Origin of the sequence: Kitasatospora sp. NPDC089509, from assembly GCF_044749365.1 — a bacterium.
Taxonomy (GTDB): domain Bacteria; phylum Actinomycetota; class Actinomycetes; order Streptomycetales; family Streptomycetaceae; genus Kitasatospora.
Genome location: NZ_JBIVHS010000006.1, coordinates 259,413 through 286,028 on the forward strand (window position 1 = coordinate 259,413; position 26,616 = coordinate 286,028).

The window sequence follows — 26,616 nt, forward strand, 5'->3', positions numbered from 1 at the left end:
GACCCGGAGGAGACGTGAAAGGCGGACCCGCGAGCACCCGACTGGGGCGCGGCTTCTCGCTGTTCTGGGCCGGCCAGACCGTCAGCCTGGTCGGCGACAAGGTCACCGTCTTCGTCGTCCCGACCCTGATGATCTTCGCCCTGCACGCCTCCGCCCTCCAGGTCGGCGTGGTGGCGATGGCCCAGTACCTCGGCATCCCGCTGCTCGGCCCGATCGCCGGGGTGCTGGTCGACCGCTGGGACAAGCGCCGCACCATGCTGGTCTGCGACCTGGTCCGGCTGGCCGCCGTCGCCGCGATCCCGCTGGCCTACGCGCTGGACGTGCTCTCCACCCCGCTGCTGTTCGGCTGCGTCGCCGTCATCAGCGGCGCGACCATCTTCTTCAACGTCGGCTACCTGGTCGCCGTCCCCGCCGTGGTGCCCGAGGACGGCATGGTCCGCGCCTACTCCCGGCTGGAGGGCAGCGGTTCGGTCGCCGAGGTCGCCGGACCGTCCATCGCGGCCGCCCTCTACAGCGCGCTCGGCGTGGCCGCCCTGCTCGCCGACGCGGCCAGCTACCTGGTCTCGGCGGTCTGCTTCCGCGCCATGCGCCCCTGGGGCGAGCGGACCGTCGAGGAGGGCGGCATCCGGGAGCGGCTGACCCGCGGCTTCCGGCTGAACTGGGCCGACCCGGTGCTGCGCCGGGTGGTGCTGGCGGCCGTCGTGCTCAACTGCGGCGGGCCGGTGTTCGTCACCGTGCTGCCCGTCCTCGCCTACCGGGGCCTGGGCGTCCAGGTCGGCGTCTTCGGCGCGGCCATGTCGGTCGCGGCCCTCGGCGCACTGCTCGGCGCCGTGGTCGCGCCCCGGCTCTCCCGGAGCTTCGGCCTGGGCCGGACCCTGGCCTGGTCGCTGCTGTTGCACTGCCTGGTCGGCCTCGGCGTGCTCGCCGCGCCCGCTCTGCCGCCCGGCCCGGTGATCGCCGTGACCATGGGCTGCTACGGCTTCTTCATGTCCTGCCTCAACGTGTGCAGCGCCCCCACCCGGCAGTCCCGGATGTCCGCGCGCAACCAGGGCGTGATGCACGCCGCCTTCCGGACCGTCACCTGGGGCGTGATCCCGCTCGCCGCCCTGGTCGGCGGCCTGGCCGTGACCCTGCTGACCGGGCCGCTCGGCGTCCTCGATGCCGCCCGGGCCGTGATGGCGGGCGGCACCCTGCTGGCCGCCTGCTCCTTCCTCCCGGCCCTCGGCATCCAACCGCTGCTCGACGCGTCCGCCGCCGAGGCCGCCGCCGAATCCACGGTCGAACCGGCCGCAGAGCCCGTGGAGCGCACCCCGTGAGCGCCCGGGGCCAGGTGCTGCTGGTCACCGGGACGTCCTCCGGCATCGGCCTCGCCACCGCCGTCGCCGCGGCCCGCGCCGGGTTCACCACCGTCGCCTCGCTGCGCGACCCCGCCCGCTCGGGCCCGCTGCGGGAGGCCGCCCGAGAGGCCGGGGTCACCCTGGACATCCGGCACCTCGACGTCACCGAACCCGCCTCCGTCGCCGACTGCGTGGACGACCTCGCCCGGACGTACGGGCGGCTGGACGCCGTCGTCAACAACGCCGGCGTCGCCAACTCCGACCCGACCCTGGAGATGTCCACCGACGCCGCGCTGCGAGCCAACCTGGAGGTCAACTTCTTCGGCGTGGCCGCCGTCAGCCGCGCCGCGATGCCCCTGCTGCGGGCCTCCGGGGGCCGGCTGATCACCGTCGGCAGCGTGCACGGCGTCATCGGCCAGCCCTTCAACGAGGCCTACTGCGCGGCCAAGTTCGCCGTCGAGGGCTTCATGGAGGCGCTCGCCCCGGTGGCCGCCGCCCACGGCGTGCGGGTCTCCGTCGTCGTCCCCGGCTTCGTGCCGGACTCCCGTTTCGGGATCTTCCCCGACGTCGACCGCCGGACCCTGCACGCCGCCTCCGGCCCGTACGCGCCCACCTTCGCCGGCTACCTGGACCGACTCGGCGCCCAGGGCTGGGAGAGCGCCGCCCAGAGCGCGCGGGAGGTGGCGGCCGTCGTGCTCCGCACCCTCGACGACGAGGACCCGCCGTTCCGGGTGCCGACCGGCCCGTGGGCCTCCGCCTACCTCGCCGCCAAACTCGCCGACCGGGACGGCTCGACCGTCCAGCGGCTCGCCCGCACCTGGCTCGGCCAGCCCGAATTCCCCTCCTGAACCGTGGAGTCGACGTGCCCGCCAAATCCGTCTCCGAACTGGTCGCGTTCGCCCGCGCCCACTCGCCGTTCTACGCCGAGCTCTACCGCGACCTGCCTCCCGGCACCGACCGGCTCGACCGGCTCCCGGTGATCGACCAGGCCGCCTTCTGGACCGCCAACTCCTGGCCCGACAACCGGGTGCTGACCGGCCCGCTCACCGACGCCGGCGTCTACCGGACCGGCGGCACCACCGGCGCCCCCAAGCTCTCGCCGTGGACCCGCACCGAACACGCCGACTCCGTCACCGCCTTCGGCGCCGGCCTGGTCCGCGCCGGCCTCCGGCCCGGCCACCGGGTCGCCAACCTCTTCATGGCCGGCGAACTCTACGGCGGCTTCCTCTACATCGAGAACGCCCTGCACCACGCGCCGGTGGAGAACGTCCGCCTGGCCGTCGGCGGCGCCGCCCCGGACGACGCCGTCGCCGACCTGATCGGCGGCTTCGGCGTGCACGTCCTGGCCGGCGAGCCGATGAAGCTCAGCTCCGTCGCCGAGTGCCTGGTGCGGCGCGGCGAACGCGCCGACTCCGTCGAACTCCTGCTGTTCGGCGGCGACCTGCTCTTCGCCGACCTGCGCCCGCTGCTCGCCCGCGCCTTCCCGAAGGCCGTCGTCGCCTCCGTGGGCTACGCCTCCAACGACGCCGGGCTGGTCGGCTCCCCGGTGCCCGGCGACGACCCCCGGGTGCACGAGGCCTTCCCGGACCGGACGGTCGTCGAGCTGGTCGACGACGCCACCGGCGAGCCGATCACCACCCCCGGCGTGCCCGGCCGGGTCGTGGTCACCAACCTGTTCCGCACCCTGCTGCCGATCCTGCGCTACCCCACCGGCGACCGCGCCGAATGGACCGACGACGGGTGCCGCCGCTTCCGCCTGCTCGGCCGCTCCGCCGAGGGCGCCCGGGTCGGACCGGTCGCGATGCCCACCGAGGAGGTCCGGGCCGCCCTGCTCGCCGCCGACCCCGCCGGAGCCATCGCCGGGATGCAGCTGGTCCAGCGCCGCTGGGACGGCCGCGACGGCCTCGTCCTGCGGCTCGGCTGCACCGAACAGCCCCCGCCCGGCCTCTCCGAGCGCCTGGTCGAGGCCGTCTACGCCGCCCGCCCGCTCTACCCCGCGGAGGTCGCGCTCGGCACCGTCCACCACCTCACCGTGGAGTGGGTCCCGCGCGCCGAACTCGTCACCAACCCGCGCACGGGCAAGCTCCAGCAGGTTCTGGACGAGCGCCCGCACGACTGAGCGTGCGAGCCGTGCGTGCGAGCTGTGCGCGCGAGCCGTGCGTGCGAGCCGTGCGTGCCGGGGGGGTCGGCCGCTCAACCGCCGTTCTGCGGCCGGCCCCCGACCACCACGCTCTGCCCGCGGAACTCGGCGATCACCCGGTCGTCCGCCGGCCGGCGCACCGTCACGTCGTAGATCCCGGTACGCCCGGCCCGCGAACGCTCCACCGCCTCGGCCACCAGCTCGTCCCCCACCGCCGCCGGAGCCAGGAAGACCACCTGGGCCGCCTGGGCGACGGTCACCGGACCGTGGCTGTTGCAGGCGTACGCGAAGGCGGCGTCGGCCAGCAGGAAGAGGAACCCGCCGTGCGCCGTGCCGTGCCCGTTCACCATCGTCGGGGCCACCGTCATCCGCATCACCGCGCGCCCGACGGACGCCTCCGCCAGCACGAGGCCCAGCGAGCGGCTGGTCTCGTCCCGCTCGTACAGGGCGGCGATCACGGGGTCGAACATGGCGGCGCGGTCCCTCCGTCGACGGTGTCCGGCCCAGCGTAGGGGACCGGCTGCCTCCGGTCAGCTGCTGATCCCCGGTCAGTGGCTGATCGCCGTCAGCGGCTGATTCCCGGTCAGCGGTCCACCACCGGTACCGGCGGGCTGTCAGCGGGTTGCCGACGGGTTGCCAGTGGGTTGCCGGTGCTGTGAGCGGACTGTTCGCGTCCTGTGAGTGGGCGGGCGCAGGCTGGTCCACAACAGCAGCACCGACTCACCGGAGGCCACCGTGTCGATCGACTCCCGCACCAACTCCTCTGCGGACCACGCACCTTCGAGGCCTGAAGCCCGCCGGCCCCGGGCCTCCGTCCTGGTCTCCGGCGCCGGGATCGCCGGCACCGCCCTCGCCTACTGGCTCCACCGCTACGGCTTCCGGGTCACCGTCGTGGAGCGTGCCCCGGCCCTGCGCGGCGGCGGCCAGGCCGTCGACATCCGCGGCAACGCCCTGGACGTCATCGACCGGATGGGCCTGCTCGACGAGGTCCGGGCCCGCCGCACCGGCCTGCGCGGGATGTCCCTGCTCGACGCGGACGGCCGCGAACTGAACCGCACCACCGAATGGACCGCCAGCGGCGGGCCGGTCGGCGGCCCCGACGTGGAGATCCTGCGCGACGAACTGGCGGAACTGATCGCCGCGGCGGCCGGGCCCGGCGTCGAGTACCGCTTCGACGACTCCATCGCCACCCTCGTCCAGGGCCCGGACGACGTCCGGGTCCGCTTCCGCGACGGCACCGAACGCTCCTACGACCTGGTCGTGGGCGCCGACGGACTCCACTCCACCACCCGCCGGCTGGTCTTCGGCCCCGAGACCGACCACCTCCGCTCCACCGGCATCTACATCGCCGGCTGGAGCGTCCCCAACCACCTCGGCCTCGACCGCTGGGAGATCATCCAGCAGTCCGACGACGGCTGGGGCTCCCTGGTGATGACCGTCCGGGACAACACCGAACTGCGGGTCTTCGTCCGCTTCAACACCGACGAGCCGCTCGACCGGATGCTCCCGCGCGACCGCGCCGAGCAGCGCAAACTGGTCGCCGAACGCTGCGCCCACCTGCGCTGGGAGGTGCCGCGCTTCCTCACCGGGATGTGGGAGACCGAGGCCTTCCACTACGACGTCGTCGCCCAGATCCGGATGGACCGCTGGTCGAAGGACCGGGTCGCCCTGGTCGGCGACGCCGGGTACTGCTGCTCCCCGCTCACCGGCCAGGGCACCAGCGTGGCCCTGACCGGCGCCTACGTCCTGGCCGGGGAGCTGCACGCGGCGGACGGCGACCACCGCACCGCCTTCCGCGCCTACGAGCACCGCCTGCGCGACCACGTCGCGGCCAACCAGGCCATCCTCGATCTGACCACCGGCCCCGACGGGCACGGCACCAACCTGTTCGAGGCCCCGGACGGCCCGGCGGCCGGCGGCGAGCACGACGGTGGAAGTGCGGGCGAGGGCGTGCGGGGCTTCGACCGGCCGGGGATCGAGATGGAGACGGCCTTCCGCGCCGCCACCGTCTTCGACCTGCCCGACTACTCCTGAACGCCCCGCCCCCGCCGGGGCCGAACCGCCGCCGCCCGTGCCGCCGCCCGTGCCGTCGGCCCCGGGCTACGGCAGGCGGCGGCCGATGACCAGCTCCGGGCGGATCCGGATCCGGACCGCGTCGGGGGCGCCGGCCGCCACCGGACGGACCTGGGCGCGGCCGAGGACGGTGACGAACCAGCCGGAACCGTCCCGGCCGTCCACCTCGTCGGCCTCGAAGGCGATCACCGCGCCGTCCACCGCCCGGGCCAGCTCGGATTCGGCGGACGCCGCGACCAGCACCCCGCCGGGCGCCAGCCGGAACGACACCGGGAGCACCGCCGGCAGGGCGCCGACCGTGTAGACCACCCGCCCGACCGGGGCCCGGCGCAACAGCTCCAACGCCCGGCTCCGGTCGAGTTCACGGAGGCCGGACCGGTCGGGGACGTCGCCGGAGGAGGGTCGGGGGGACGGAACGTGATCGCGCTTCATGCGAGCGATGCTCGCCCCGGGCCGGGCCCCCTCACGAGGGCCGATGGTCCCGCCGAGGGGCCCTGGCGGGTCCCGGCCCGCCCAGCCGTCTCAGCTCGCCCAGCCCCGGCCGCCGCGCGGCTGGGCGGCCTGCGCCGCCGACTGCCGCAGCTCGGTGGCGATCAGCGCCGCCTGCACCCGCCGCTCCACGCCCAGCTTGGCGAGCAACCGGGACACGTGGTTCTTCACCGTCTTCTCCGCCAGGTAGAGCCGCTCACCGATCTGCCGATTGGTCAGGCCCTCGCCGATCAGCGCCAGCACCTCCTGCTCGCGCGCCGTCAACCCCGGCCCGGCGGTCACCGGCCGGGCCGGCTCGGCGTCGCTGCGCAACCGGTTCAACAACCGGGTCGCCGCGCCGGGGTCGAGCATCGACCGCCCCGAGGCGACGGTACGGACGGCGGCGACCAGGTCGGTACCACTGATCTGCTTCAGCACGTACCCCGCGGCACCCGCCATCACGGCGTCCAACAGCGCCTCCTCGTCGTCGAAGGAGGTCAGCATCAGACAGGCCAGATCGGGCATCCGCGAGCGCAGCTCCCGGCACACCGACACCCCGTCCCCGTCGCCCAACCGCACGTCCAGCACCGCCACATCGGGCCGCAGCGCCGGCACCCGTACCAGGGCCTGCTCCGCCGTCGCGGCCTCCCCGACCACCTCCAGGTCCGGCTCACCGTCCAACAGGTCGTGCACCCCACGGCGCACCACCTCGTGGTCGTCCAGCAGGAACACCCGGACCGGCGCCGGAGCCCCGGCGCCCTCCGCCTTGGTCGCCATCACGCGGCTCGCTCCACCTTCGTCACCCCCGCACACTCCCAGCGGGGCCCACCGCATCATCCCCCACCCCGACACCCCCTCCCAGGGCCCAACGACCCCATTCCGCCCTGCCCACTCCCGGCCCTGCTCCCTCGCTCACGGTTTCCGCCAGCGCCCCGCCCTGCTCCCCGTCCCTCTCCCCCGCTCACCGTTTCCGCCAACTCCCCCTCTCCGCACACCCTCCCCACCCCACCAACCCCCCCGCCCCTTTCACGCCCCCACGACTTCCCTCCGCCCCCTTTCCCGCCCCGCCCATAGCGCGCCCCGGAGGGGAGCAACAGCGCGGCCCCGGAGGGGCCCAAAGCCCGCACGGCGGCGGGCCTGAAGCCCCGCCGCCGCCAAACCCCCCATGCGCGCCCCTACCTGCCAGCCCACCCCCGTCGCGCCCCGGAGGGGCGCCATGGCCCCCGGAGCCCCCGACTCAACGCCCCTGCCTCCGCACGCTTCCCAGCCCCATCAGCAGGAACGCCAGGGCCACGCCCGCCCCGCTGACCGCCGCGAGCAGGACCTTCGCGCCGAGCCCGCCGCCGTCCGACAGCAGGATCGCCGCCGCCCCCAGCGAGGCCACGGCGGCCCCCACCACCAGCCACCCGGCCAGGGCGACGGCCGCCGGTCGGCCGCCCCGCGGTACCGGCCCGGCGTCGAGGGCGGCCCACCGGACCGCGCTCTCCCGCTGCTCCCCGCGCCGTTCCCACAGCGCCCGCACCCGCAGGGCCGTACCGCCGACCAGCCCGGTGAGGGCCACCTGGGCGGCGGGCCGCCAGTCGGTCAGGGCGAGCAGCAGCCCGCCCGCCAGCGCGAGCGTCGCCCACCAGAGCACGCAGGCCGCCGCGGCGGTGCGGGTGGAGCGCGGCCGGTCGGCGCCGGCCTGCAGGTCGGCGATGGCGGGCAGGTACCAGACGCAGCCGCTCGCGGTGAGCGCGGCGGTGCCGATGGCGAGGACGGTGTGGGTCACGGGCCGGCCTTCCTTGGGTCGCGGGGTTCACGGTGTCACGGGGATCACGGGGATCACGGGATTCGGGGAGCCGTCCCCGCCCGCCCGGGGCAGCGCTGCGGGCGGGGACGGCGGTCAGGGGACCGGCCTCAGCCGTCGGCGGCCGACGAGCCCGCGTCCGAGCCCGAGCCCGCCACCGCCTCGGCCACCCGCGCCCGTTCCGCCCGGGTCAGCGGCCGGTCGTACTTCGCCGGCTCCACGTCCCCCAGGTGCTGGGCCGGCTTCCCGCTGTGCTGCAGCACGTCGCGGGCGGCGATGTCCGGGTGGTGGAGGTCGAAGGCCGGGGATTCGGAGCGGATCCGCGGCAGCTTGACGAAGTTGTGCCGGGGCGGCGGGCAGGAGGTGGCCCATTCCAGCGAGCGGCCCCAGCCCCACGGGTCGTCGGAGGTGACCTTCTCGCCGTACTTGGCGGTCTTCCAGACGTTGTACAGGAACGGCAGGATCGACAGCCCGAGCAGGAACGATCCGATGGTGGAGACGGTGTTCAGGGTGGTGAAGCCGTCCGAGGCGAGGTAGTCGGCGTACCGGCGCGGCATGCCTTCGGCGCCCAGCCAGTGCTGTACCAGGAAGGTCGCGTGGAAGCCGACGGTGAGCGTCCAGAAGGTGATCCGGCCGAGCCGTTCGTCGAGTTTCTTGCCGGTCATCTTGGGCCACCAGAAGTGGAATCCGGCGAACATCGCGTACACCACCGTGCCGAACAGCGTGTAGTGGAAGTGCGCGACGACGAAGTACGAGTCGGAGACGTGGAAGTCGATCGGCGGTGCCGCGAGCAGCACGCCCGTCAGGCCGCCGAACAGGAAGGTGACCAGGAAGCCGACCGTCCACAGCATCGGCGTCTCGAAGCTGAGCGAGCCCTTCCACATGGTGCCGACCCAGTTGAAGAACTTCACGCCGGTCGGCACGGCGATCAGGAAGGTCATGAAGGAGAAGAAGGGCAGCAGTACCTGCCCGGTGACGTACATGTGGTGCGCCCACACCGTCACCGACAGCCCCGCGATGGCCACCGTGGCGGCGATCAGGCCCGCGTAGCCGAACATCGGCTTTCGGCTGAACACCGGGATGATCTCCGACACGATGCCGAAGAACGGCAGGGCCAGGATGTACACCTCGGGATGCCCGAAGAACCAGAACAGGTGTTGCCACAGCATCGCCCCGCCGTTGGTCGGGTCGAAGACGTGCGAGCCGAACTTGCGGTCGCACTCCAGGGCGAGCAGCGCGGCGGCCAGCACCGGGAAGACCAGCAGCACCAGCACCGAGGTGAGCAGCACGTTCCAGCAGAAGATGGACATCCGGAACATGGTCAGGCCGGGGGCGCGCATGCAGATGATGGTGGTGATGAAGTTGACCGCGCCGAAGATGCTGCCGAAGCCGGACAGCGTGACGCCCATGATCCACATGTCGGAGCCGATGCTCGGCGAGTGGACGGCGTCGGAGAGCGGCGCGTAGAGGAACCAGCCGAAGTCGGCGGCCCCCTGCGGGGTGGCGAAGCCGGCGGCGGCGATCAGCGAGCCGAACATGAACAGCCAGTAGGACAGCATGTTCAGGCGTGGGAACGCCACGTCCGGCGCGCCGAGTTGCAGCGGCATGATCCAGTTGGCGAAGCCGGTGAACAGCGGCATCGCGAACAGCAGCAGCATCACCGAGCCGTGCATGGTGAAGGCCTGGTTGAACTGCTCGTTGGAGAGGATCTGCGTCCCGGGCCGGGCGAGTTCGGCGCGCATGACCAGCGCGAGGATGCCGCCGATCAGGAAGAACGCGAACGAGGACACCAGGTACATGGTGCCGATCGTCTTGTGGTCGGTGGTGGTCAGCAGCCTGACCACGGCCGATCCGGGTCGGCGGGCTCGAACCGGCGCGGCCGGAAGGGGCGTTGGCGGTGAGGTGGGGTCGCCCTGTGCCTGGGTGGCGCTCAAGGACGCACTCCTTCGGAACGTCGTGCGAATGATGGCGATCCATGATCCGAACGCGCACCCCGCGCACCCCAGGGTCCTTGGGCCCGCCCGGCCCGGGCCGCTGGGCCCGAGTTCCGGCCCCCCGACCGGGACCTCCCGACCGGGACCCGGCGCCCGCCCTCCCGCTCGCGCCCCGCTCACCCCGCCGCCCAGCCCCGCTGGAGGACCAACGGAGCACCCCCGCCGTACCGTTCCCGAACCGTCCCCCGACCGCTCCCGAACCATCGGACGACGAACCCCCGTACGACCCCTGTACGACCCCCGAACGCCGCACCCCGACGCCGCCCCGCACCCCTGCCCACCAGCCACGGCCCCGCCCGGCCGGGAGCTTCCCAAGATCCTTCAACCATCCTCCGACAGGAGGGAGTTGTGTCGATCCCGTGCCCGAACCCGCCCGGTTCCGTGCCCTTCGACGCCCCCGGCCGTCCACTAGCCTGCGCCCAGGAACCGCACCACCCCCCGGTCACGCCCCCGCACGCCCCCAGTCACGTCCCGGAGGTACGCCGATGACCCAGGCCCGGCCCGCCGCCCCCACCTCGCAGCGCTTCTGCGTCCTCGGCCCGCTCACCGCCGAGGCGGGCGACCGCCCGCTCCCGCTCGGCCCGCCGAAGCAGCGCTTGGTGCTGGCCGTCCTGCTGAGCCGGGCCAACACGGCCGTCCCGGTCGAGCTGCTCACCGACGCGGTGTGGCCCGAGGAGCCACCGCGCACCGCCCGCAAGAACCTCCAGGTCTACGTGTGCGCCCTGCGCACCCTGCTCGGCCGCCGGGACGACCCGGACCGGCTGGTCCACTCGGCCGGCGGCTACCTGCTGCGGATCGCCGAACCCGAGCTGGACGTCCTGCAGTTCCGCGCCCTCGCCCGGGCCGGCCGGTCCGCCGCCGACCGCGGCGCCCTCGCCCCCGCCGCCCGCCTGCTGCGCCAGGCCCTCGACCTGTGGCAGGGCCCGCCGCTCGCCGACCTGCGCCGCTCCCCCGCCGTCCAGGCCGAGGCCGACCGCCTGGAGGCCCGCTGCCTGGGCGTCCACGAGGACTGGGCGGAAACCGAGTTGGAGCTCGGCAACGCCACCGCCGTGGCCGAGGAGCTCGCCGACCTCGCCGAACGCCATCCGCTGCGCGAACGCCTCCAGGCCGCCCGGATGAACGCCCTCCACCAGTCCGGCCGCCAGGCCGAGGCGCTCGCCGTCTACGACACCCACCGCCAGCTGCTCGCCCGCGAGTTGGGCCTCGAACCCAGCCCCGCCCTGACCGACCGCTACCGCCTGCTGCTCGCCCGCGGCCGCACCCGGCCCGCCACCGGCCGCACCGCCCGGGCCTCCGCCGCCGCCACCCTGCTGCCCGCCGACACCGCCGACTTCACCGGAAGGACCGACGAACTGCACGAACTGGTCGCGGAGTTGGGCGAGTCCGGTGGCCGCGTCACGCTGCTCTCCGGGCCGGCCGGCAGCGGCAAGACCGCGCTCGCCGTCCACGCGGCCCACCTGCTCGCCGACCGCTTCCCGGACGGACGCCTGCTCCTCCGCCTCCGCGCCGACGACGGCACCCCGCGCCCGCTCCCGGAGCTGCTCGACGAACTCGCCGCCCTCACCGGCCGGTTGGACCTCAACGACGGCCCCACCCCGGACCCCGGCGACCCCGACCGGGCCGCCGCCCTCTGGCGCGCCTCCCTCGCCGGACGCCGGATGCTGCTGGTCCTGGACGACGCGGCGAACGAGTCCGTGGTCCGCGCACTGCTGCCCGGCTCCGGCCGCAGCTCCGTCCTGGTCACCTCACGCAGCCAACTCGCCGGCCTGACTGCGGTGCACCGCATCACCGTCCCGCCGCTCACCCCGGCCGAGGCCCTCGACCTGCTCGGCCGCATCACCGGCCCCGGCCGGACCGGCGCCGACCGCGCCGCGGCCGCCCGGATCGTCGACGCCTGCGGACTGCTGCCGCTCGCCGTCCGGGTCGCCGGCGCCCGCCTCGCCGTCCTGCGCCACCTCCCGCTCGCCGAGTACGCGGCCCGCCTGGAGGACCCGACCGGCGCCCTGGACGAACTCGTCGCCGGGGACGTCACCGTCCGCGCCCGCCTCGACTCCGGCTGGCACGACCTCCCTCCGCAGGGCCGCCTGGCCCTCGCCCGACTGGCCACCCTGCCCCTCGCCCTGCTCTTCACCCTCCCCGAGGCCGCCACCGCCCTCGGCCGCCCCGAACACCTCGCCCTGCGCACCCTGGAAGCCCTCACCGACACCGGCGCCGTCACCTCCCCCACCGGCGAGGTCACCGCCCACGCCGCCCTCTACGCCCTCCCCCGCCTCACCCACCTCCACGCCCGCGAACACGCCACCACCCTGACCACCCCCTCCCTCACCTGACCCCGGGCCCCGTCCCGAGCTCAATTCCCCCTATCCCCACTCGCCCCAACACATCCCTCCTCTCCGTCCCCGTCCCACCCGGCGCCCGCCCATCCACCTCCGCCCCAACACCGCCCGCCCATCCGCCTCCGCCCCAACACCCGAGCCCAAACACCCCCACCTCTCGATCCCCGTCCCAGCCCCCGCCCATCCACCTCCGTCCCAACCCCCCGCCCATCCACCTCCGCCCCAACACCCCCCGCCTCTCCATCCCCGTCCCAACCGGCGGCCCGGAGGGGCGCAACAGCGCAGCCCCGGAGGGGCGCAACACCCGCCGCGGAGCGGCGGCACAGCTCACCCCAGCGTCACCAGCTCGACGCCAGCCGCCCCCACCTCCTCGACCCCCCGCAGGGCCAGCAGCACTCCTGCCGCCCCCGTGTGCAGGTCCGCCGAGAAGCGCCGCAGCCGCATCCCCGGCACCAGCAGCCCTTCCGGCCGCGCCACCAGGTGCCACTGCAACTTCCGCACCTGCCCGAGCACCGCCTCCCGAACTGCTCCTTCCCGAGCCGCCGCCCCCTCCCGAACCTCCCCGTCCCCGCCCAGCCGAGCGAGCGCCAGCATCAGCCCGGCCCGCCCCCGGAACAGTCCCGGTTCCCGGATGAACCCCGGCGCGCACACCTTCCGCACGTCCGCCACGAAGGCGTCCGCACCCCGCAACTCCCCGCCCAGCTCCGCCAACTCCCGCAGCACCAGGGCGATCCCGCTGCTTCCCCGGTCCAGGTAGGCCAGCCGCCGCCCCCGGTCCAGTACCTGCACCGAGCCGTCCGGCACCCGGATGCACTGCCCCATCGCCCGTTCCAGCGCCACCCGCGCCGCGTCGAGCAGCCACCGCTCCCCCGTGCACCGGTAGAGCCGGAGCTGCAGCAACGCGATGCCCGCCAGCCCGTACAGCAGCCCGGCCGCCGTCGGCTCGGTCAGCCCGGCCACCGGTTCCCCGCGCACCGCCGCCGCCAACTCCCGTGCGTCCCCGAGCGCTTCCGTCAACAGCCCGTCCGCCATCGCTGCCGGCCCCGGCAGCGTCGACGCCAGCCGGACCCGGGCCAGCGCCGCCCCGGCCCGCCCGCCGTACAACCCGGGCTCCCGGGCCGGCCGCACCGCACCCGCACCACGCGCGCCCTGCCCCCCGCGTACCCGCGCGAGCAGTTCCGCCGCATCCTCCGTCCGCCCGATCCGCGCCAGCACCACCGCCACCCCGAGCGGCCCGTCGTACAACCCGCCGAGCCCGGACCCGAACCCGGACCCGAACCCGGACCGGACGCCGCGCCGTCGCATCGCCGCGACCAGCCAGTCCGCGTACTCCTCCGGCCAGTCGGCCCCGACCCGGTGCAGCGCGTACAGCACTCCGGCCGCACCGTGGGCGACGCCCGTGCCGCCGTCGGCGAAGCCGGCCACGTCCCCGGGGAACAGCCGGTCCGGCCGGTCGGGGGTGGCCCCGGCGTGGATGCCCGCCACCAGTTCGTCCTGGACGGCGCCCAGCGAGGGCCCGTCCAGCAGTTCCCGCCCGCGCCGCTCGCACGCCACCGCCACGCCGACCGCACCGGACACCGCCGGTACCCCCGGCACCCCCGGTCGCACCGGCCCGTCCCCCTCCCCCAGCCCGAACCACTCCCGCGCCCGCCGCTCCAGCGCCGCCAGCTTGCCCGGGTCCCGCTCGGCCAGCTCCGTCACCGGCATCAGCAGCATCAGCCAGCTCGCCCACAGCAGGTACCGGTCCGCCGCCGCCCCGTCGAGCCCGGCCGGCACCGGCACACCGCCCGCTCCGGCGACCGGCACCCGCCGGTCGGTCAGCTCGGCCGCGTACTCGAAGTCGACCAGCACCACCGACCCGTCCGGCCGGAGCACCACGTTGGCCGGGTGCAGGTCTCCGAACCGCACTCCGCGCCGGTGCAGCGCTTCGAGCGCGCGCTCCAGCCGGGCGACCACCCCGGTCACCCAGTCCGCGTACTCCGTCCGCTGGGCGGCGGTGCAGTTCTGGTGGACCAGCGGGTAGCGCCGGATGGCCTCGGCGAACAGCTGGACGCCCTCGATGTGCTCCTGCACCAGGAAGGTGTGTTCCCACACCGTGCGCACCTCGCGCAGCCGGGGCACGCAGTCCAGTCCGGCGAGCCGCTCCAGCGCCCACTGTTCGCGTCGCAGCCGGGTGACGGCGTCGGCGCCCGCCGCGTCCAGCCCGGCGTGCGGTCGGGCCTCCCGCAGCACCACCCGCTCGCCGGTCGCGAGGTCCGAAGCCAGGTAGATCCCACCGGCGTTGGTGAACTGGAGCACGTCCAGGATCCGGTACGGCAGGTCCCCGGCGGCGGCCTGCCGGGCGGCCAGGTGCGGGCGCAGCGCCGCCGGGGGCTCGACCCAGGACGGCAGCCGGAACACGGGTTCGCGCGGGTCCGGCACCAGTCGGCCCGCCGGGTCGCGCAGCGCGGGGACGGTCCGCCCGGTCGCGTCCTGGCACCAGAGTTCGACGAAGGCGCCGTAGCGCGCGTACAGCGGGGCGCCGCCGATCCGCAGGTCGGTGAGCACGTACGGGCCGGGCCGCCCTTCCAGTGCGGCGCCCAACTCCTCGGCCAGGGCCAGGAATTCGCCTTCGTCCACCGGGTAGACGGTGATGAACTTGCCGCTGCTGCCGCGCCCCGCGTACTTGCTGTCCGCCACCCGCAGTGCCTGGGCGCTGCGCAGGAACTTGAAGGCCGTCCGACGGGCGGTGCAGATCCGGGCGACGGTCTCCAGGGTGTCCGGCGCCTGCTCCGGCACGGCGGAGACGTGCAGCTTCCACCCCTGCTCCGGCAGCCGTACGCCGTCCGGCAGCAGCACCGTCCACAGGCCCTGTCGCTCGCGCCGCCACCCGGCCGGGACCTCTCCGGTCCCGGGCCGGTAGCGGCTCGCCCGGTCGGGCAGCCGCCCGGGGGTGTCGTAGTAGGTCGGGTCGGCGAGGCAGTACAGCTGGGTCTCGTGGGCGCCGGCCACAGCGCACCACCCCCTTCCCTGAGTCGTCACGCTTTCCCTGAGTCGTCACACGGAGTCCCACCGGCGCCCGGCCGCGCCCTTCCTCACCCTGCCGAACCCGCCCTGCCGGGCTCAGCCCGCCGGGACCGCCACCGGCCCCCGCCGCACCGGTGGCGCCCAGGTCACCACGGCCGCGCAGAGCGCGATGGCGAGCGCCAGCAGGGCGAAGCTCCGGGTGCCGCCGAGGGCGCCGAGCAGTGCACCGCCGACCAGCGGGCCGAAGGGCTGCACCAGGGTCGACAGGAAACCGGCCGCGCTCTGCACCCGGCCGATCCGGTCCGGCGGGGCGGCGAGCAGCATGCCGGAGACGAAACCGATGCTGGCGACGGTGGACAGGCACATGCAGACCGCGCACAGCAGCCCGATCAGCACCGGCGCCCGGGTGAGCACCAGGACCCCGGCGGTCAGCGCGGACGCCCAGCAGGCCAGCGCCACCAGGCTGCCGTCGCGCGCCCGGGCGTCCAGTCGCGGGGCGAGCAGCGCCCCGGCCAGCGCGCCGGCGGCGGTGCAGGAGACCACCGTGCCGCCGCCCACGCCGGAGTGCCCGCCGTCGGAGGCGACGGCGAGGGTGGTGAACATCAGCGCGCTGAACGCGAAGTTCATCCCGAGGCCGAAGATCAGCAGCAGTGTCCGCAGGTACGGCTGCCGCCAGATGAAGGCGATCCCGGCGGTCAGCTCGCTGCGGCTGAACACCGCTCCGGCCTTGGTCTCGGGCACCGAGCGGGTGCGCATCAGCGCCACGCAGACGGTGGAGAGGAACAGGCCGACGCCTTCGGCGAGGAACGGCAGCACCGGGTGCCAGGCGAACAGCGCACCGCCGCCGAGCGGTCCGACCAGCCGGGCGGCGGCGCCGCGCGCCTGCATCCGGGAGGAGGCCTCGCGGACCTGTTCGCGTGGCACCACCGCGCGCAGCAGGCCGCCGGCGGCGGGCCCGTAGGTGCTGGCGATGAGGGCCCCGGCGGCGGCGACCAGCAGGACGAGGACCAGCGGGGCGTGCCCGTGGAGCACGGCGAGGACGAGGGCGGTGACGGCGAGCAGGCTGCCGACGTCGCACAGCCGCATCAGCCGGCGGCGTTCGATCCGGTCGGCGAGCACACCGCCGGGCAGCATGCTGAGCAGCAGCGCGCCGACCGAGACGGTGCCGATGGCGCCCGCCCGGGCGGGCGAGCCGGTCTCCCGCAGGACGAGCAACGGCAGGGCGATCGACGCGAGTTGGGAGCCGAGCGAGGCCAGCAGGCCGCCGACCCAGAGCAGCCGGAAGTCCCGGTTGCGGGCGAGCGGAGCGGGCCCCGCCGCGGGGGTGGCAGCCATGGCCGTCCTCCATGCTCGGGGGGGGTGTTCCGGGGGATGCTCATACGGAGTCCACAGCGCCGGTACCGGAGCAAACGGACCGGACCGGACCGGACCGACGGCCGGGGGCGGCGGTGCGACCGCCCCCGTGCCGGGGTCACTCACCTGCCGCAGCTCAGGAGGCCGAGGTCTCGGCGGAGTTGACGTAGCTGACGATGCTGAAGCAGTTGCCGTCCGAGGCGGCCTGGAGGACCTTGAGCGCCTGGAGGTCCAGCACGTTGGCGGCGTGCGCCTCGACCTCCGCACTCTCCTCGCCGCTCGGCTCCTCGATGTTCTGCTCCATGTTCTCGATGTTCTCGGCCATGGTGGAACTCCCTTCGGTACGTGGGCTGTCGAAGCCGCGAGGGCCGGCCGTCCGTCGCGGCGGCCCACCCTAGGCAGGCCGGGCTGCGGATCGCCCGGGAAACGGTTGGCCACCGGTATGGCCGCAGGTCGGCGCCGGTGCCGGCAGCATCGCGCCGCCCCCCGCACCCGCCGTCGCCCGCCCGCTCCCCGCTCCGACCTGCGGCCATACCGCCCGCACACCGTCTCCGAACCGGACTCGAAGCCGGCCCGGCGACCCTGGCCGGGCACGCCCGCACACCCACCCCGACGGGCACCGACCACGCCGCCCGACCACCACCGCCGTCCGACCACCACCGCCGCCCGGCCGATCGCTCCGCACCGCACCGCGAAGGACTATCGAAGGACTCCCACTATGCCGTGCCCACAATGCGCCCAACTCGCCAGCACCAATGACCAGTTCTGCCCTGCCTGCGGCGCCCCCCGGGCGACCGCCCTCGACCTGGCGGCCGAGGAACGCAAGCTGGTCACCGTGGTCTTCTGCGATCTGGTCGACTCCACCGCCCTCTCCGGCGCGCTCGACCCGGAGACCCTGCGCGAGGTGATCCTGCGCTACTTCGAGCGGATGCACCGCCAGATCGAGGCGCACGGCGGCACCTTGGAGAAGTTCATCGGGGACGCGGTGATGGCCGTCTTCGGCGTGCCGGTGATCCGCGAGGACGACGCCCACCGGGCGCTGGCCGCGGCCCTGGCCATGCTGGAGGACCTGGAGGACCTCAACGCCGAGCTGGACGCCACGCTCGGGGTCCGGCTGGACGTCCGGATCGGGGTCAACACCGGCCAGGTGGTGGCGGGTTCGGACGCCTCGGCACGTCAGGCGCTGATCTCCGGCGAGACGGTGAACATCGCGGCCCGGCTGCAGACCCGGGCCGCCCCCGGCCAGGTGCTGATCGGCCCGCAGACGCTGCGCGCGGCGGGCCCGGCCGCCCAGGTGGACGAGGTGGGGCCGCTGCAGCTGAAGGGCAAGGTCGAACCGGTCACCGCCTACCGACTGGTCGGCCTGGACGAGGACGACCCGGAGCTGCTTCGCCGCTTCGATGTTCCACTGGTCGGTCGGGAGAGCGAACTCGACGCCCTGGACGCCGCGTTGGCTCGGGTGGCCGGCGGTGGCGGGGCCGAACTGCTGCTGGTGGTCGGCGAGGCCGGGATCGGCAAGACCCGGCTGGTGCGCGAGTGGCGCGAGCGCTCGGCCCGGCACACCGCGCGCAGCGGCACCGGTCGCTGCCGCAGCTTCGGCGAGCAGGGTGTGCTGGCACCGCTGTCCGAGGCGGTCCGGACCCTGCTGGACGAGCCCGGCGCCGCCGCCCCGGCCGAGGCCCTGACCCGCCTCGCCGACGCCGTGTCCGAGCCCACAAGCACAACCACAACCGGCACCGACCTCACCACCCCCCGCCCCCTCGACCGCTCCCTGGCCCAACTGGCCGCCATCCTGCGCGGCCGCACCGTCGAGCGTCCGGCCGTGCTGGTGCTGGACGACTGCCAGTGGGCCGGCCCCGTCCTGCTGGACGCCGCCGAGCGGCTGATCGCCGCACTCGGCCCGGCGCCGGTACTGCTGCTCTGCCTGTCCCGGCCGGAACTCCTCTCCGCTCGCCCGGAGTTGCCGGTCCTCCCGGTCGGCGGCCTGTCCTGGGACGAATCCGCCCTGCTGGCCGCCCAGTTGACCGAGCTGAGCGCCCACCAGGACGCGGTGCCGACCCGGCTGCTGGAGCGCGCCGAGGGCAATCCGCTGCACCTGGAGGAGCTGCTCGCCGCCCTCACCGAGGCCGACGGGCTGAACGGCCCCGCCCTCCCCGACGAACTCCCGCCCACCGGAAGGGCGTTGCTCAGTGCCCAGATCGACGGCCTGGAGCGGGACGAGCGCACCACCCTGGACCTCGCCGCCGTCCTCGGTCGCGTCTTCACCGCCGCCGAGCTCGCCGAACTCGCCCACGGCGGCACCGATCAGGACGCCTTCGCCGACCCCGAGGACGACGTGTTCACCGGCCCGATCGACGGCCTGCCCAGCACCCCGCCCGGCACCGGCGACACCACCCCGCCCCGAATGCACGCCGCACTGGCCCGACTGGCCGACCGCCGCCTGATCGAGCCGACCGACGGCATCACCCCACCCCGCAGCTCCGAACCGCCCACCACCGGCTACCGGTTCAGCAGCGGCCTGGTCCAGGAGTCCGTCTACCAGTCGATGTCCAAGCGGGCCCGCGCCGAGCGCCACGAGCGCGCCGCCGACCTCCCCGCCGTCCGGGCCGCCGGAGACGCCGCCGTCGGCGGCCACCTGGAGCGCGCCCACCGCTACCGGCTCGAACTGGGCCTGCTGGACGCCCGCACGGACACCCTGCGCACCCGGGCCGCCGCCGCCCTCGGCGCCGCCGGGGCCCGCGCCCTCGCGGGCGCCGAACTGCTCAAGGCCGCCGACCTGTTGGAGCGCTCGGTCCGGCTGCACTACCCCAACGAGCGCACCGCCGGCCCGGTGCTGCGCCGCCTCGGTGAGACCCGGCTGGCGCTCGGCCGCGCCGACGAGGCGCTCCCGGTGCTGGCCCAGGTGCGGGAGGCCGCCGCCGATCCGCTGGACGCCGCGCACGCCCGCCTCGCGCTGGCCGCCCGGGGTCTGCCGCCCGGGCCGGAGCAGCCCGCCGCCACCGCCCGCGCCGTGCTGCCGCTGTTCACCGACAGCGGTGACGCCCTCGGCCTGGCCCGCGCCCGGCTGCGGCTGGCCGAGGAGCACCTGTTGGCCGGCCGGCACACCGAGGCCGAGCGGCTGCTCGACCAGGCGCTCGACGAAGTCTCCGGCACCGACGCCGAGTTGGACCGCGCCGCGGTACTGGCGGCGCTGGCCGCCTCGCTGCTGGCCGGCCCCGAGCCCGCCGCCGGCGCGACGTTCCGGCTGCGTGCCCTGCTCGCCGAGCACGGCACCGGCCGGCGCACCGTCCGCGTGGCGCTGAACGGCCCGCTGGCGGTCCTGCTCGCCCTGCGCGACCGTCCGGACGAGGCCGAGCTGCTGCTCGCCGAGGCCAACGGGCTGGCGGGCGAACTGTCGCTGGCCGAGGCGATGGTCTCGCTGCCCGCGCTGACCGCCCAGGCCGCGGCCGCCACCGGCCTGACCGCCCACGCCCTGGACCTGCTGGCCGACGCCGCCGAGATCGCCCGCCGCCAGGGCAGCGCCGCCCCGCTGCCGCGGCTGGCCCTGACCACCGCCCGCGTCCTGCTGGACACCGACCGCCCGGCCCAGGCCGCCCGGCACCTGGACGGCGTGGACGCGGCCGCCGCGCTGCCGCCCGTGCTGGCCGTCGAACTGGACTCGCTGCGCGGCCGGTTGGCGGCGACCCGGGGCGAGTCCGAAGCCGCGCTGGAGCTGACCGAGCGCGCCCTGCGGGCCGCCGGGGCCACCGAGTCGGTGCTGCTCCAGGCGCTGACCGCGCTGGACCGGGCGCACGCCCTGCTGCTGCTCGACCGGCCCGCCGAGGCCGCGGTGGCCGCCGCGACCGCCCGGGACCGCTTCGCGGCCAAGGGCCACCTGCCGGGCGTGCGCCGGGCCGAGCGGCTGGGCGGCGGGCGATGACCGCCCCGGCGGGCCTGACCTGGAGCCTACGGGAGCGCCGCAGCGACGAACTGCCGGTGCTGGCCGACCTGGTGGACCGGTACGACCTGAAGGACCGGCGCGACCCGGCGGACCAGCACGCCCCGCAGGGCGACCACGCCGGCGGCACCGGCCGGGGCGTGCGGGTGTGCGTGGTGGACTCCGGCATCGAGCCCGACCATCCGCTGATCGGCCCGCTGAACGGCTCCTGGGCGGTGGTCCGGGACCCGGTCACCCGGGAGCTGGCCGTCCGCCCCGACACGGTCGGCGACGCCTGCGGCCACGGCACCGCCTGCGCGGGCATCATCCGCCGCACCGCCCCGGACTGCGAGCTGTACAGCGTCCGGGTGCTCGGCGAGCGGTTCACCGGCACCGGCGACATGCTGATCGCCGGGCTGCGCTGGGCCGTCCGGCAGGGCTTCGACGTGATCAACCTCAGTCTCTCCACCACCCGGACCCGCTTCCTGGAGGAGCTGCACGCGATCGCCGACGACGCCTACTTCGCCCGCACCGCGATCGTCGCCTCCGCCCACAACACCCCGGTGGAGAGCTTCCCCTGGCGGTTCTCCTCGGTCATCTCGGTGGGCAGCCACCAGGAGGCGGACCCGGAGCTGCACCTCTACAACCCGGCGCCGCCGGTCGAGTTCTTCGCCCCCGGCCAGAACGTCCGGGTGCCCTGGCTCGGCGGCGCCACCATCCGCACCACCGGCAACAGCTTCGCGACCCCGTACGTGGCCGGGCTCTGCGCCCGCATCCTGTCCCGGCGGCCGCGGCTGACCACCTTCCAGTTGAAGAGCGCGCTCTACCTCACCGCGGCCAACGTCCAGGTCCCGTCCACCCCCACCCCGGAGGCGTCCGATGACCCTCAGCACTGACCCCGCCGTCGACCCGCTCGCCCGCGAGCTGCTGCAGTCCGTGGTGGACGTCGCCCGGGCGATCTTCGGCGCCCAGGCGGGCTCGGTCTGCCTGCTCGACGAGGCGTCCGGCGAGTTGGTCTTCCGGGCCGTCTCCGGGCGCGGCGAGGAGTCCCTGGTCGGCCGCCGCTTCCCGGCCGGCCGGGGCATCGCGGGCTGGGTGGCCGCCTCCGGCGAGCCGATGGTGGTGGACGACCTGGCCGCCGACCGCACCTTCGACCGGGCCTTCGCCGAGTCGACCGCCTACGTCCCGAACTCCCTGATGGCCGCCCCGCTCACCCACGGCGACCGGGTGCTCGGCGTGCTGGAGGTGCTGGACCCGGCCCCGCAGGCCCGCGCGGGCCTGACCGAGCTGGACCTGCTGGCGATGTTCGCCCGGCAGGCGGCGGCCGCCCTGCGGGTGGTCGCCGAGCGCTCCCCGGCCCCACGGCCGGTGCCGGACCGGGCGGCCGCGCTCGGCCTGCTGGCCGACCTGGAGGAGCTGCTGCGGCGTCAGCCCTGAGGCTCCTGGGCGTCCTGAGGCCCCCGGACGTCCTGAGCCCCCCGGGCGTCCTGAGGCCTGTCGTTCAGGCGGCGCATCCGCACCTGGTACCAGGTCGGCCGCACCAGCCGCCCGCAGAGCATGTCGCAGGCCAGCTCGACGTCCTCGGGGAGCCCGCCTTCGTGCAGCTGCCGTACGAAGGCCCGGTGCTCCGCCGGGTCCTGGGTGCTGAACAGCACCTCCCACGGCCCGGCGGTGGCCTCGACGGCGGCCCGCCGCTCCTGCCGCCGCCGCCGCTCCTCGTCGCGCTTGCGCCTGCGGGCCCGCTGCCCCGGCACGGCGGCTCAGCCCGCCAGCCGGGCGATCTGGCCGCGCTCCAGCGCCGCGTACACCGCCCCGTCGGGGCCGACCGCGATCCCGTGCGGCTCGGCGTCCGCGCCGGGGATCGGGTGGCCGTCCAGCCGCCCGTCCGGGTCCAGCACGCCGATCCGGCCCGAGCCCCACTCGGTGAACCAGAGTCGCCCGTCCGGGCCCGCGGTGATCGCGTGCGGTCTGGCGGACCGGTCGGCCAGCGGGTATTCGGTCACCCGCCCGTCCACCGTGATCCGCCCGACCAGCCCGCCGCCGATCCCGACGTACCAGAGCGCCCCGTCCGGCCCGGCGGTGATGCCGACCGGCGCCGTCCCCTCGGTGGGGAGCCGGTGGACGGTCACCTCGCCCTGGAGGCTCACCCGCGCCACCGCGTCCGCCTGGTTGAGCGTGCACCACAGCGCGCCGTCCGCCCCGGCGGTGATCAGGGCGGGGAACGCCCCGGTCACCGGCAGCGGGTACTCCGTCACCTCGCCGTCCACCGTGATCCGTCCGACCAGGTCGACGTTGAGCTCGGTGAACCAGAGCGCCCCGTCCGGCCCCGTGGTGATCCCGCCCGGCCCGACGCCCGGGCCGGACAGCGGAAACGAGGTGGCCTGCCCGTCCAGGGTGATCCGGCCGATCGCGCCGGCGTTCAGTTCGGTGAACCAGAGCGCCCGGTCCGGCCCGACGGTGATCACCGACGGTGCGCACCGCGGCCGTCCCAGGTCGAAGCGCCGCACCGTCCCGTCCGCGGCCAGCCGTCCGATCTCGCCGGTGTTGATGAGCGTGAACCACATCCCGCCGTCCGGCCCCACCGTGATCCCGTACGGCCTGGCCCCCCGCTCGGCCACGTCGAACAGTTCCATGCCCACCCCTCGCTACTATCGCGAACCTTGTCGCATTAGTGATGCTGTCACGCCCACCCGCCGAGGGCAACCGGTTTCACGTCCCCCCGTTCGCCACGCCCCGGAGCACCGAGATCACGCCCATCCCCGCCGCGCACACCGGCACCGCCAGCAGCGCCCCGATGATGCCCGCGATGCCCGAACCGGCCACCACCGCGACCATGATGGTCGCCGGGTGCAGCTCCACCGTCCGGCTCTGGATCATCGGCTGCAGGATGTTGCCCTCGATCATCTGCACCGTCAGCACCACCCCGAGCGCCCACAGCGCCGTCCCCAGCCCGCCGTCGGCCAGGGCCACCAGCACCGCCACCGTCCCGGACAGGAAGGCGCCGACGAACGGGATGTACGCCCCCATGAACACCAGCGCGCCCAGGCCCGGCGCACCTGGGACGCCCAGCGCGAGCAGCCCGACGGTGATGAAGGCCGCGTCGATCAGCGCGATCAGGGTGGTGCCGCGCATGAAGCCGGCCATCGCGTCGAAGGCCCGTTCGGCGCAGGCCACGACGGTGTCGGCGCCGCGGCCGGGCAGGTAGGAACGGATGGCGTCGCCGGTGCGGTGGCCGTCGCGCAGGAAGAAGAAGACCAGGGCCAGCGCCAGCACCCCGCCGGTGATCACCTGGGTGAGCAGGCCGAGTCCGGACAGCACGCCGTTGGTCAGGGTGGAGACCAGCGAGTTGGTCTCGCCCTTGGCGTTGGTCAGCGCGTGCTCGATCTTCGCGCCGAACGGCCCCAGCCAGTCGGCCAGCCGCCGCCCCGCGGTCGGCAGCGAGGCGGCGATCTGCGGGGCGCTGTGCACCAGGGAGTTGACCAGCAGCACGATCACCCCGGCCACCGCCGCCACCAGCAGCACGCAGGTCAGCGCGGCCGCCAGGCTCCGGCCGACCCCGCGCCGGACCATCCAGGGCACCACCGGGTAGAGCAGCGAGGCGCCGAGCAGGGCGAGGATGAACGGCACCGTCGCCGCCCGCAGCTCGACCAGCGCGAAGACCACCAGCGAGCCGACGGTGATCAGCAGGATCACCGCCACCGACCAGGCCGCCGCCTGCCGCACGGCGGGCGGCAGCATCAGGTACGGCCTGCGGTGGTCGGGCCGCCCACCGGGCGGGCGCTCCACGGACACGGCAACCTCCGCCGGGGATCGTCGTTGGGTCCCAACCGACCCAGCTCAGCAGAGAACCTGACGATCCGCCCGTCGTGCGCCTAGCGGGCGTCCCCCTCGAACCGCACCTCGCCGCCCCCGCCCGCGAAGGCCAGCACCCGCCGCGCCTCGGCCTCCGCCGCCTCCCGCTCGGCCCGCGCCAGCCGCCCGAACGGCCGCACCACGACCTCCGCCGCGCCGGTCAGCTGCCACGTCCCCGCGACCAGCCCGTCCACCAGCAGGGTGCCGGCCACCAGCCCGTTCACCGTCATCACCCGCTCCTTGTACTCCTCCGGCAGCACCCGGCCGCGGTCGGCGTGCGAGAGCAGCAGGTTGTCGAACGGCGCGACCAGCCGCACCGGCGCCGGGGTGTCCGGAGCGGGCCGGGGCGCCTCCGGCAGGTCGTACAGCAGCCGGCCCCGCTCGTCCCGGAAGGTCAGCAACTGCGGCGTCAGCCGCTTCAGCACCGGGGCGAGCCCGCCGAGGCCGGACCACTTGCGCAGGTCGGCCGCGCTCGCCGGGCCGAAGGCGGCGAGGTAGCGCAGCACCAGGGCGTCCGGCGCGGCGGCGGGCGCGGGGTCGAGCGGTCGGCCGAGCCAGGCCTCGGCGGTGGTGTGGGCGGCCGGCCCGGTGCGCCCCCACAGTCCGCGCGGCGGCACCTGGACCAGCGGCAGCAGGCAGCGTGCGGCCTGGGCGAGCGCCGCCGGATCGCGTTCCGGGCGACCCGCCGCCAGTAGCGCGCCGAGCTGCTGGAAGGTGCGCGGCTCGGCCTCGACCAGGGTCCGCGCCTCAGCGGCCAGCGCGGCGAGGTCGAGCCCGGCCAGCCGCTTGCCGTAGGTGGTGGTCAGCGCCTGGTCCAGGACGGGCTGGAGCAGCGGGCGCAGCGTCCGGCAGTCCTCGGCGGTGACCAGGTGGATGGTGCCGCGCTGGAGCGCGATCCGGACCGCCGCCCGCTGCTCCAGCAGGGTGCTCAGCCCGTCCGGGGTGAAGCCGTCCAGCCGGGAGAGCAGCCCGAGGTACGGCGGCTGGGGTGCGGCCTGGGCCTGGAGGCCGCCGAGGTGGTGGAGGAGTGCGGCGGGCGTCAGGTCGGTGCGGGCGAGCAGGTGCTGACGGGCCAGCAGGGCCCGGCCGAGCGCCCGCCGTCCCAGCACCGGCGACGGTTCGGTCACCGGCGGCCGTCCAGCACCGTGCGCAGCACGGAGATCCGGTTGCTGGTGATGGAGGCGGCCCCGGTGTCGCGCAGCCGGCGCATGGTGCGGCGCAGGTCGGCGGTCCAGGTGGAGACGGCGAGGCCCTGCTCCGCGGCGGCGGCCACGAACGCGGGGGTGACCAGCCCGAACGGCGGGTTGAGGAAGCGCGGGCGCAGGTCGCGCAGCAGGGCGGGGGCGGGCATCCGGGGCTGCTTCCAGGTGAGCGAGATCTCGGCGTCCGGGCTGAGGGCGCGCACGGCGAGCATGGCGGTGACGGGGCCGCAGAAGGCCACCACCCGTTCGGCGCCGAGTTCGGTGACGACGGACCAGGTGGCGGCGGCCGGGCCGGGTTCGTCCAGGTCGATCAGCAGCCGGGGGCCGTTCGCGGCGGCCACCGCCTCGACGGCCTCGGCCAGGGTGGGGACGGCCAGTTCGCCTTGGCGCAGCTCGGCCAGCTGCTCGGTGGTGACCCGGCCGATCGCCCGCGGGTCGCCCCAGAGCCGTTCCAGGGTGGTGTCGTGCAGCAGCACCGGCACCCGGTCGCGGGTGAGCTGGACGTCCACCTCTACGGCGTCGGCCCCGGCGGCGAGCGCCGACCGGACGGAGGGCAGGGTGTTCTCGCGGTACCGGTAGGGGTCGCCCCGGTGGGCGACGGCGAGCACCGGGCGACGGTCGGCGGGGGTGGTCGCGGCGGTGGCGGTCGCGGCGGCGGTGGTCATCGGATCCTTCCGGAGAGCCAGGGGGTGAGGTCGCGCGGGCCGACGGCCTCGCGGTAGCCGGGCTCGCCCGGGACGGTGACGATCAGGGTGGTGGAGGGCGGGAAGGCCCGGGCCTTGACGTGCACCAGGTCGGACCAGACGGAGTTCAGGAAGGCCGGGACGCTGTCGCGCGGGACGTCGAACTCGATGCCCTCGACGGTCACCACGGCCTCGTCGTGGGTGAACAGCCGGACGCCGGTCGCCGGGGTCCCGCCGAACTCCAGCAGCGCCTCGTGAGGAATGGCGTCCGGCTCCCCGGCGTCCTGGCCGACCAGCCCGGCGAAGGTCTGGTCGCGCCCGATGTCGTGCTGGGCGCGGACGGCCCGGCCGTGGCGGGCGGCCAGCGCCTCGATCGCCAGGACGGCGGCCTGGGTGGTCGGCAGCTTCGGAGGGGTCATCGGGCCTCTCGATCAGGAACGGGTGCGGCCGGTACGACGGGTGCGGCC

Annotated in this window: 22 protein-coding genes; 8 read left to right on the forward strand and 14 right to left on the reverse strand. The window is 75.3% G+C overall.

Annotated elements, in window-relative coordinates; all coding sequences use genetic code 11:
• Positions 1-14: 14 nt before the first annotated feature.
• Genes ACIP4P_RS15720 through ACIP4P_RS15730 form a run of 3 tightly spaced genes read left to right on the forward strand, consistent with a single transcriptional unit; the run spans position 15 to position 3,456 of the window.
• A complete protein-coding gene (locus tag ACIP4P_RS15720; RefSeq protein ID WP_400918353.1) occupies positions 15-1,316 on the forward strand; it encodes an MFS transporter in 1,302 nt (433 codons plus the stop codon).
• Entirely contained in the window at positions 1,313-2,185 is an 873-nt protein-coding gene (locus tag ACIP4P_RS15725) for an SDR family NAD(P)-dependent oxidoreductase (protein ID WP_400918355.1), read from the forward strand. Before ACIP4P_RS15720 ends, ACIP4P_RS15725 begins: the two co-directional genes overlap by 4 nt.
• A gap of 14 nt (positions 2,186-2,199) precedes the next feature.
• The gene (locus tag ACIP4P_RS15730) at positions 2,200-3,456 is read left to right on the forward strand and encodes a phenylacetate--CoA ligase family protein (RefSeq protein ID WP_400918358.1); all 1,257 of its coding nucleotides are present in this window, start codon (positions 2,200-2,202) and stop codon (positions 3,454-3,456) included.
• A gap of 74 nt (positions 3,457-3,530) precedes the next feature.
• Here ACIP4P_RS15730 and paaI read toward each other — a convergent pair whose 3' ends face one another.
• Complete coding sequence (paaI, locus tag ACIP4P_RS15735) at positions 3,531-3,947, reverse strand: hydroxyphenylacetyl-CoA thioesterase PaaI (protein WP_400918361.1); 417 nt, start codon at positions 3,945-3,947, stop codon at positions 3,531-3,533.
• 211 nt (positions 3,948-4,158) lie between these two features.
• Between paaI and ACIP4P_RS15740 the strand changes: the two genes are divergently transcribed.
• A complete protein-coding gene (locus ACIP4P_RS15740) occupies positions 4,159-5,511 on the forward strand; it encodes an FAD-dependent monooxygenase (RefSeq protein WP_400918363.1) in 1,353 nt (450 codons plus the stop codon).
• A gap of 66 nt (positions 5,512-5,577) precedes the next feature.
• On the opposite strand, the gene ACIP4P_RS15745 is transcribed toward ACIP4P_RS15740, so the two are convergent.
• The 4 genes from ACIP4P_RS15745 to ctaD form a co-directional block, all read right to left on the reverse strand.
• Complete coding sequence (locus ACIP4P_RS15745; RefSeq protein WP_400918366.1) at positions 5,578-5,982, reverse strand: pyridoxamine 5'-phosphate oxidase family protein; 405 nt, start codon at positions 5,980-5,982, stop codon at positions 5,578-5,580.
• Positions 5,983-6,072: 90 nt separating this feature from the next.
• A complete protein-coding gene (locus ACIP4P_RS15750; RefSeq protein ID WP_350513065.1) occupies positions 6,073-6,795 on the reverse strand; it encodes a response regulator transcription factor in 723 nt (240 codons plus the stop codon).
• 460 nt (positions 6,796-7,255) lie between these two features.
• Complete coding sequence (locus ACIP4P_RS15755; protein WP_400918369.1) at positions 7,256-7,789, reverse strand: hypothetical protein; 534 nt, start codon at positions 7,787-7,789, stop codon at positions 7,256-7,258.
• Positions 7,790-7,917: 128 nt separating this feature from the next.
• The gene (gene ctaD / locus ACIP4P_RS15760) at positions 7,918-9,606 is read right to left on the reverse strand and encodes a cytochrome c oxidase subunit I (RefSeq protein WP_400918885.1); all 1,689 of its coding nucleotides are present in this window, start codon (positions 9,604-9,606) and stop codon (positions 7,918-7,920) included.
• 680 nt (positions 9,607-10,286) lie between these two features.
• Here ctaD and ACIP4P_RS15765 point away from each other — a divergent pair.
• The gene (locus tag ACIP4P_RS15765; RefSeq protein WP_400918372.1) at positions 10,287-12,131 is read left to right on the forward strand and encodes a BTAD domain-containing putative transcriptional regulator; all 1,845 of its coding nucleotides are present in this window, start codon (positions 10,287-10,289) and stop codon (positions 12,129-12,131) included.
• 333 nt (positions 12,132-12,464) lie between these two features.
• Here the strand turns inward: ACIP4P_RS15765 and lanKC are convergent, their stop codons facing one another.
• The 3 genes from lanKC to ACIP4P_RS15780 form a co-directional block, all read right to left on the reverse strand.
• Positions 12,465-15,128: a class III lanthionine synthetase LanKC gene (gene lanKC, locus ACIP4P_RS15770; RefSeq protein WP_400918375.1), complete on the reverse strand. Its 2,664-nt coding sequence runs from the start codon at positions 15,126-15,128 to the stop codon at positions 12,465-12,467.
• Positions 15,129-15,239: 111 nt separating this feature from the next.
• Positions 15,240-16,478, reverse strand: a complete 1,239-nt coding sequence (locus ACIP4P_RS15775; RefSeq protein ID WP_350513061.1) for an MFS transporter — start codon at positions 16,476-16,478, stop codon at positions 15,240-15,242.
• Between the two features lie 154 nt (positions 16,479-16,632).
• Complete coding sequence (locus ACIP4P_RS15780; RefSeq protein ID WP_400918378.1) at positions 16,633-16,821, reverse strand: hypothetical protein; 189 nt, start codon at positions 16,819-16,821, stop codon at positions 16,633-16,635.
• A gap of 393 nt (positions 16,822-17,214) precedes the next feature.
• On the opposite strand from ACIP4P_RS15780, the gene ACIP4P_RS15785 reads away from it, so the two are divergent.
• From ACIP4P_RS15785 to ACIP4P_RS15795, 3 genes are read left to right on the forward strand one after another with little or no spacing between them, the layout of a single operon-like run.
• On the forward strand, positions 17,215-20,415 hold the full coding sequence (locus ACIP4P_RS15785) for an adenylate/guanylate cyclase domain-containing protein (protein ID WP_400918381.1): 3,201 nt from the start codon (positions 17,215-17,217) through the stop codon (positions 20,413-20,415).
• On the forward strand, positions 20,412-21,308 hold the full coding sequence (locus tag ACIP4P_RS15790) for a S8 family peptidase (protein ID WP_400918383.1): 897 nt from the start codon (positions 20,412-20,414) through the stop codon (positions 21,306-21,308). Before ACIP4P_RS15785 ends, ACIP4P_RS15790 begins: the two co-directional genes overlap by 4 nt.
• Positions 21,292-21,849 (forward strand): GAF domain-containing protein, encoded by a 558-nt coding sequence (locus tag ACIP4P_RS15795; RefSeq protein ID WP_400918386.1) that lies wholly within the window; start codon positions 21,292-21,294, stop codon positions 21,847-21,849. The genes ACIP4P_RS15790 and ACIP4P_RS15795 overlap by 17 nt, the downstream gene beginning before the upstream one ends.
• Here the strand turns inward: ACIP4P_RS15795 and ACIP4P_RS15800 are convergent.
• The 6 genes from ACIP4P_RS15800 to ACIP4P_RS15825 all read right to left on the reverse strand — a co-directional run bounded on the left by ACIP4P_RS15800 (position 21,840) and on the right by ACIP4P_RS15825 (position 26,568).
• Positions 21,840-22,166: a hypothetical protein gene (locus ACIP4P_RS15800; protein ID WP_400918389.1), complete on the reverse strand. Its 327-nt coding sequence runs from the start codon at positions 22,164-22,166 to the stop codon at positions 21,840-21,842. The two genes, ACIP4P_RS15795 and ACIP4P_RS15800, sit on opposite strands and share 10 nt — an antisense overlap.
• A gap of 6 nt (positions 22,167-22,172) precedes the next feature.
• The gene (locus ACIP4P_RS15805) at positions 22,173-23,045 is read right to left on the reverse strand and encodes a virginiamycin B lyase (protein ID WP_350513055.1); all 873 of its coding nucleotides are present in this window, start codon (positions 23,043-23,045) and stop codon (positions 22,173-22,175) included.
• Between the two features lie 76 nt (positions 23,046-23,121).
• Positions 23,122-24,204 (reverse strand): AI-2E family transporter, encoded by a 1,083-nt coding sequence (locus tag ACIP4P_RS15810; RefSeq protein ID WP_400918392.1) that lies wholly within the window; start codon positions 24,202-24,204, stop codon positions 23,122-23,124.
• An 80-nt stretch (positions 24,205-24,284) separates the two neighbouring features.
• Complete coding sequence (locus ACIP4P_RS15815) at positions 24,285-25,391, reverse strand: winged helix DNA-binding domain-containing protein (RefSeq protein WP_400918395.1); 1,107 nt, start codon at positions 25,389-25,391, stop codon at positions 24,285-24,287.
• Entirely contained in the window at positions 25,388-26,131 is a 744-nt protein-coding gene (locus ACIP4P_RS15820) for a glycerophosphodiester phosphodiesterase (RefSeq protein ID WP_400918397.1), read from the reverse strand. The genes ACIP4P_RS15815 and ACIP4P_RS15820 overlap by 4 nt, the downstream gene beginning before the upstream one ends.
• Positions 26,128-26,568, reverse strand: coding sequence for a hypothetical protein (locus tag ACIP4P_RS15825; protein ID WP_400918400.1), 441 nt, complete (start codon positions 26,566-26,568; stop codon positions 26,128-26,130). The genes ACIP4P_RS15820 and ACIP4P_RS15825 overlap by 4 nt, the downstream gene beginning before the upstream one ends.
• Between the last annotated feature and the right edge of the window lie 48 nt (positions 26,569-26,616).

What these genes read in the sequence shown, in the direction of transcription:
- paaI (WP_400918361.1), bottom strand. Translation starts at nt 3,947, where the DNA reads ATGTTCGACCCCGTGATCGCCGCCCTGTACGAGCGGGACGAGACCAGC.
- ACIP4P_RS15745 (WP_400918366.1), bottom strand. Translation starts at nt 5,982, where the DNA reads ATGAAGCGCGATCACGTTCCGTCCCCCCGACCCTCCTCCGGCGACGTC.
- ACIP4P_RS15750 (WP_350513065.1), bottom strand. Translation starts at nt 6,795, where the DNA reads ATGGCGACCAAGGCGGAGGGCGCCGGGGCTCCGGCGCCGGTCCGGGTG.
- ctaD (WP_400918885.1), bottom strand. Translation starts at nt 9,606, where the DNA reads ATGTACCTGGTGTCCTCGTTCGCGTTCTTCCTGATCGGCGGCATCCTC.
- ACIP4P_RS15765 (WP_400918372.1), top strand. Translation starts at nt 10,287, where the DNA reads ATGACCCAGGCCCGGCCCGCCGCCCCCACCTCGCAGCGCTTCTGCGTC.
- ACIP4P_RS15775 (WP_350513061.1), bottom strand. Translation starts at nt 16,478, where the DNA reads ATGGCTGCCACCCCCGCGGCGGGGCCCGCTCCGCTCGCCCGCAACCGG.
- ACIP4P_RS15780 (WP_400918378.1), bottom strand. Translation starts at nt 16,821, where the DNA reads ATGGCCGAGAACATCGAGAACATGGAGCAGAACATCGAGGAGCCGAGC.
- ACIP4P_RS15785 (WP_400918381.1), top strand. Translation starts at nt 17,215, where the DNA reads ATGCCGTGCCCACAATGCGCCCAACTCGCCAGCACCAATGACCAGTTC.
- ACIP4P_RS15790 (WP_400918383.1), top strand. Translation starts at nt 20,412, where the DNA reads ATGACCGCCCCGGCGGGCCTGACCTGGAGCCTACGGGAGCGCCGCAGC.
- ACIP4P_RS15795 (WP_400918386.1), top strand. Translation starts at nt 21,292, where the DNA reads ATGACCCTCAGCACTGACCCCGCCGTCGACCCGCTCGCCCGCGAGCTG.
- ACIP4P_RS15805 (WP_350513055.1), bottom strand. Translation starts at nt 23,045, where the DNA reads ATGGAACTGTTCGACGTGGCCGAGCGGGGGGCCAGGCCGTACGGGATC.
- ACIP4P_RS15820 (WP_400918397.1), bottom strand. Translation starts at nt 26,131, where the DNA reads ATGACCACCGCCGCCGCGACCGCCACCGCCGCGACCACCCCCGCCGAC.
- ACIP4P_RS15825 (WP_400918400.1), bottom strand. Translation starts at nt 26,568, where the DNA reads ATGACCCCTCCGAAGCTGCCGACCACCCAGGCCGCCGTCCTGGCGATC.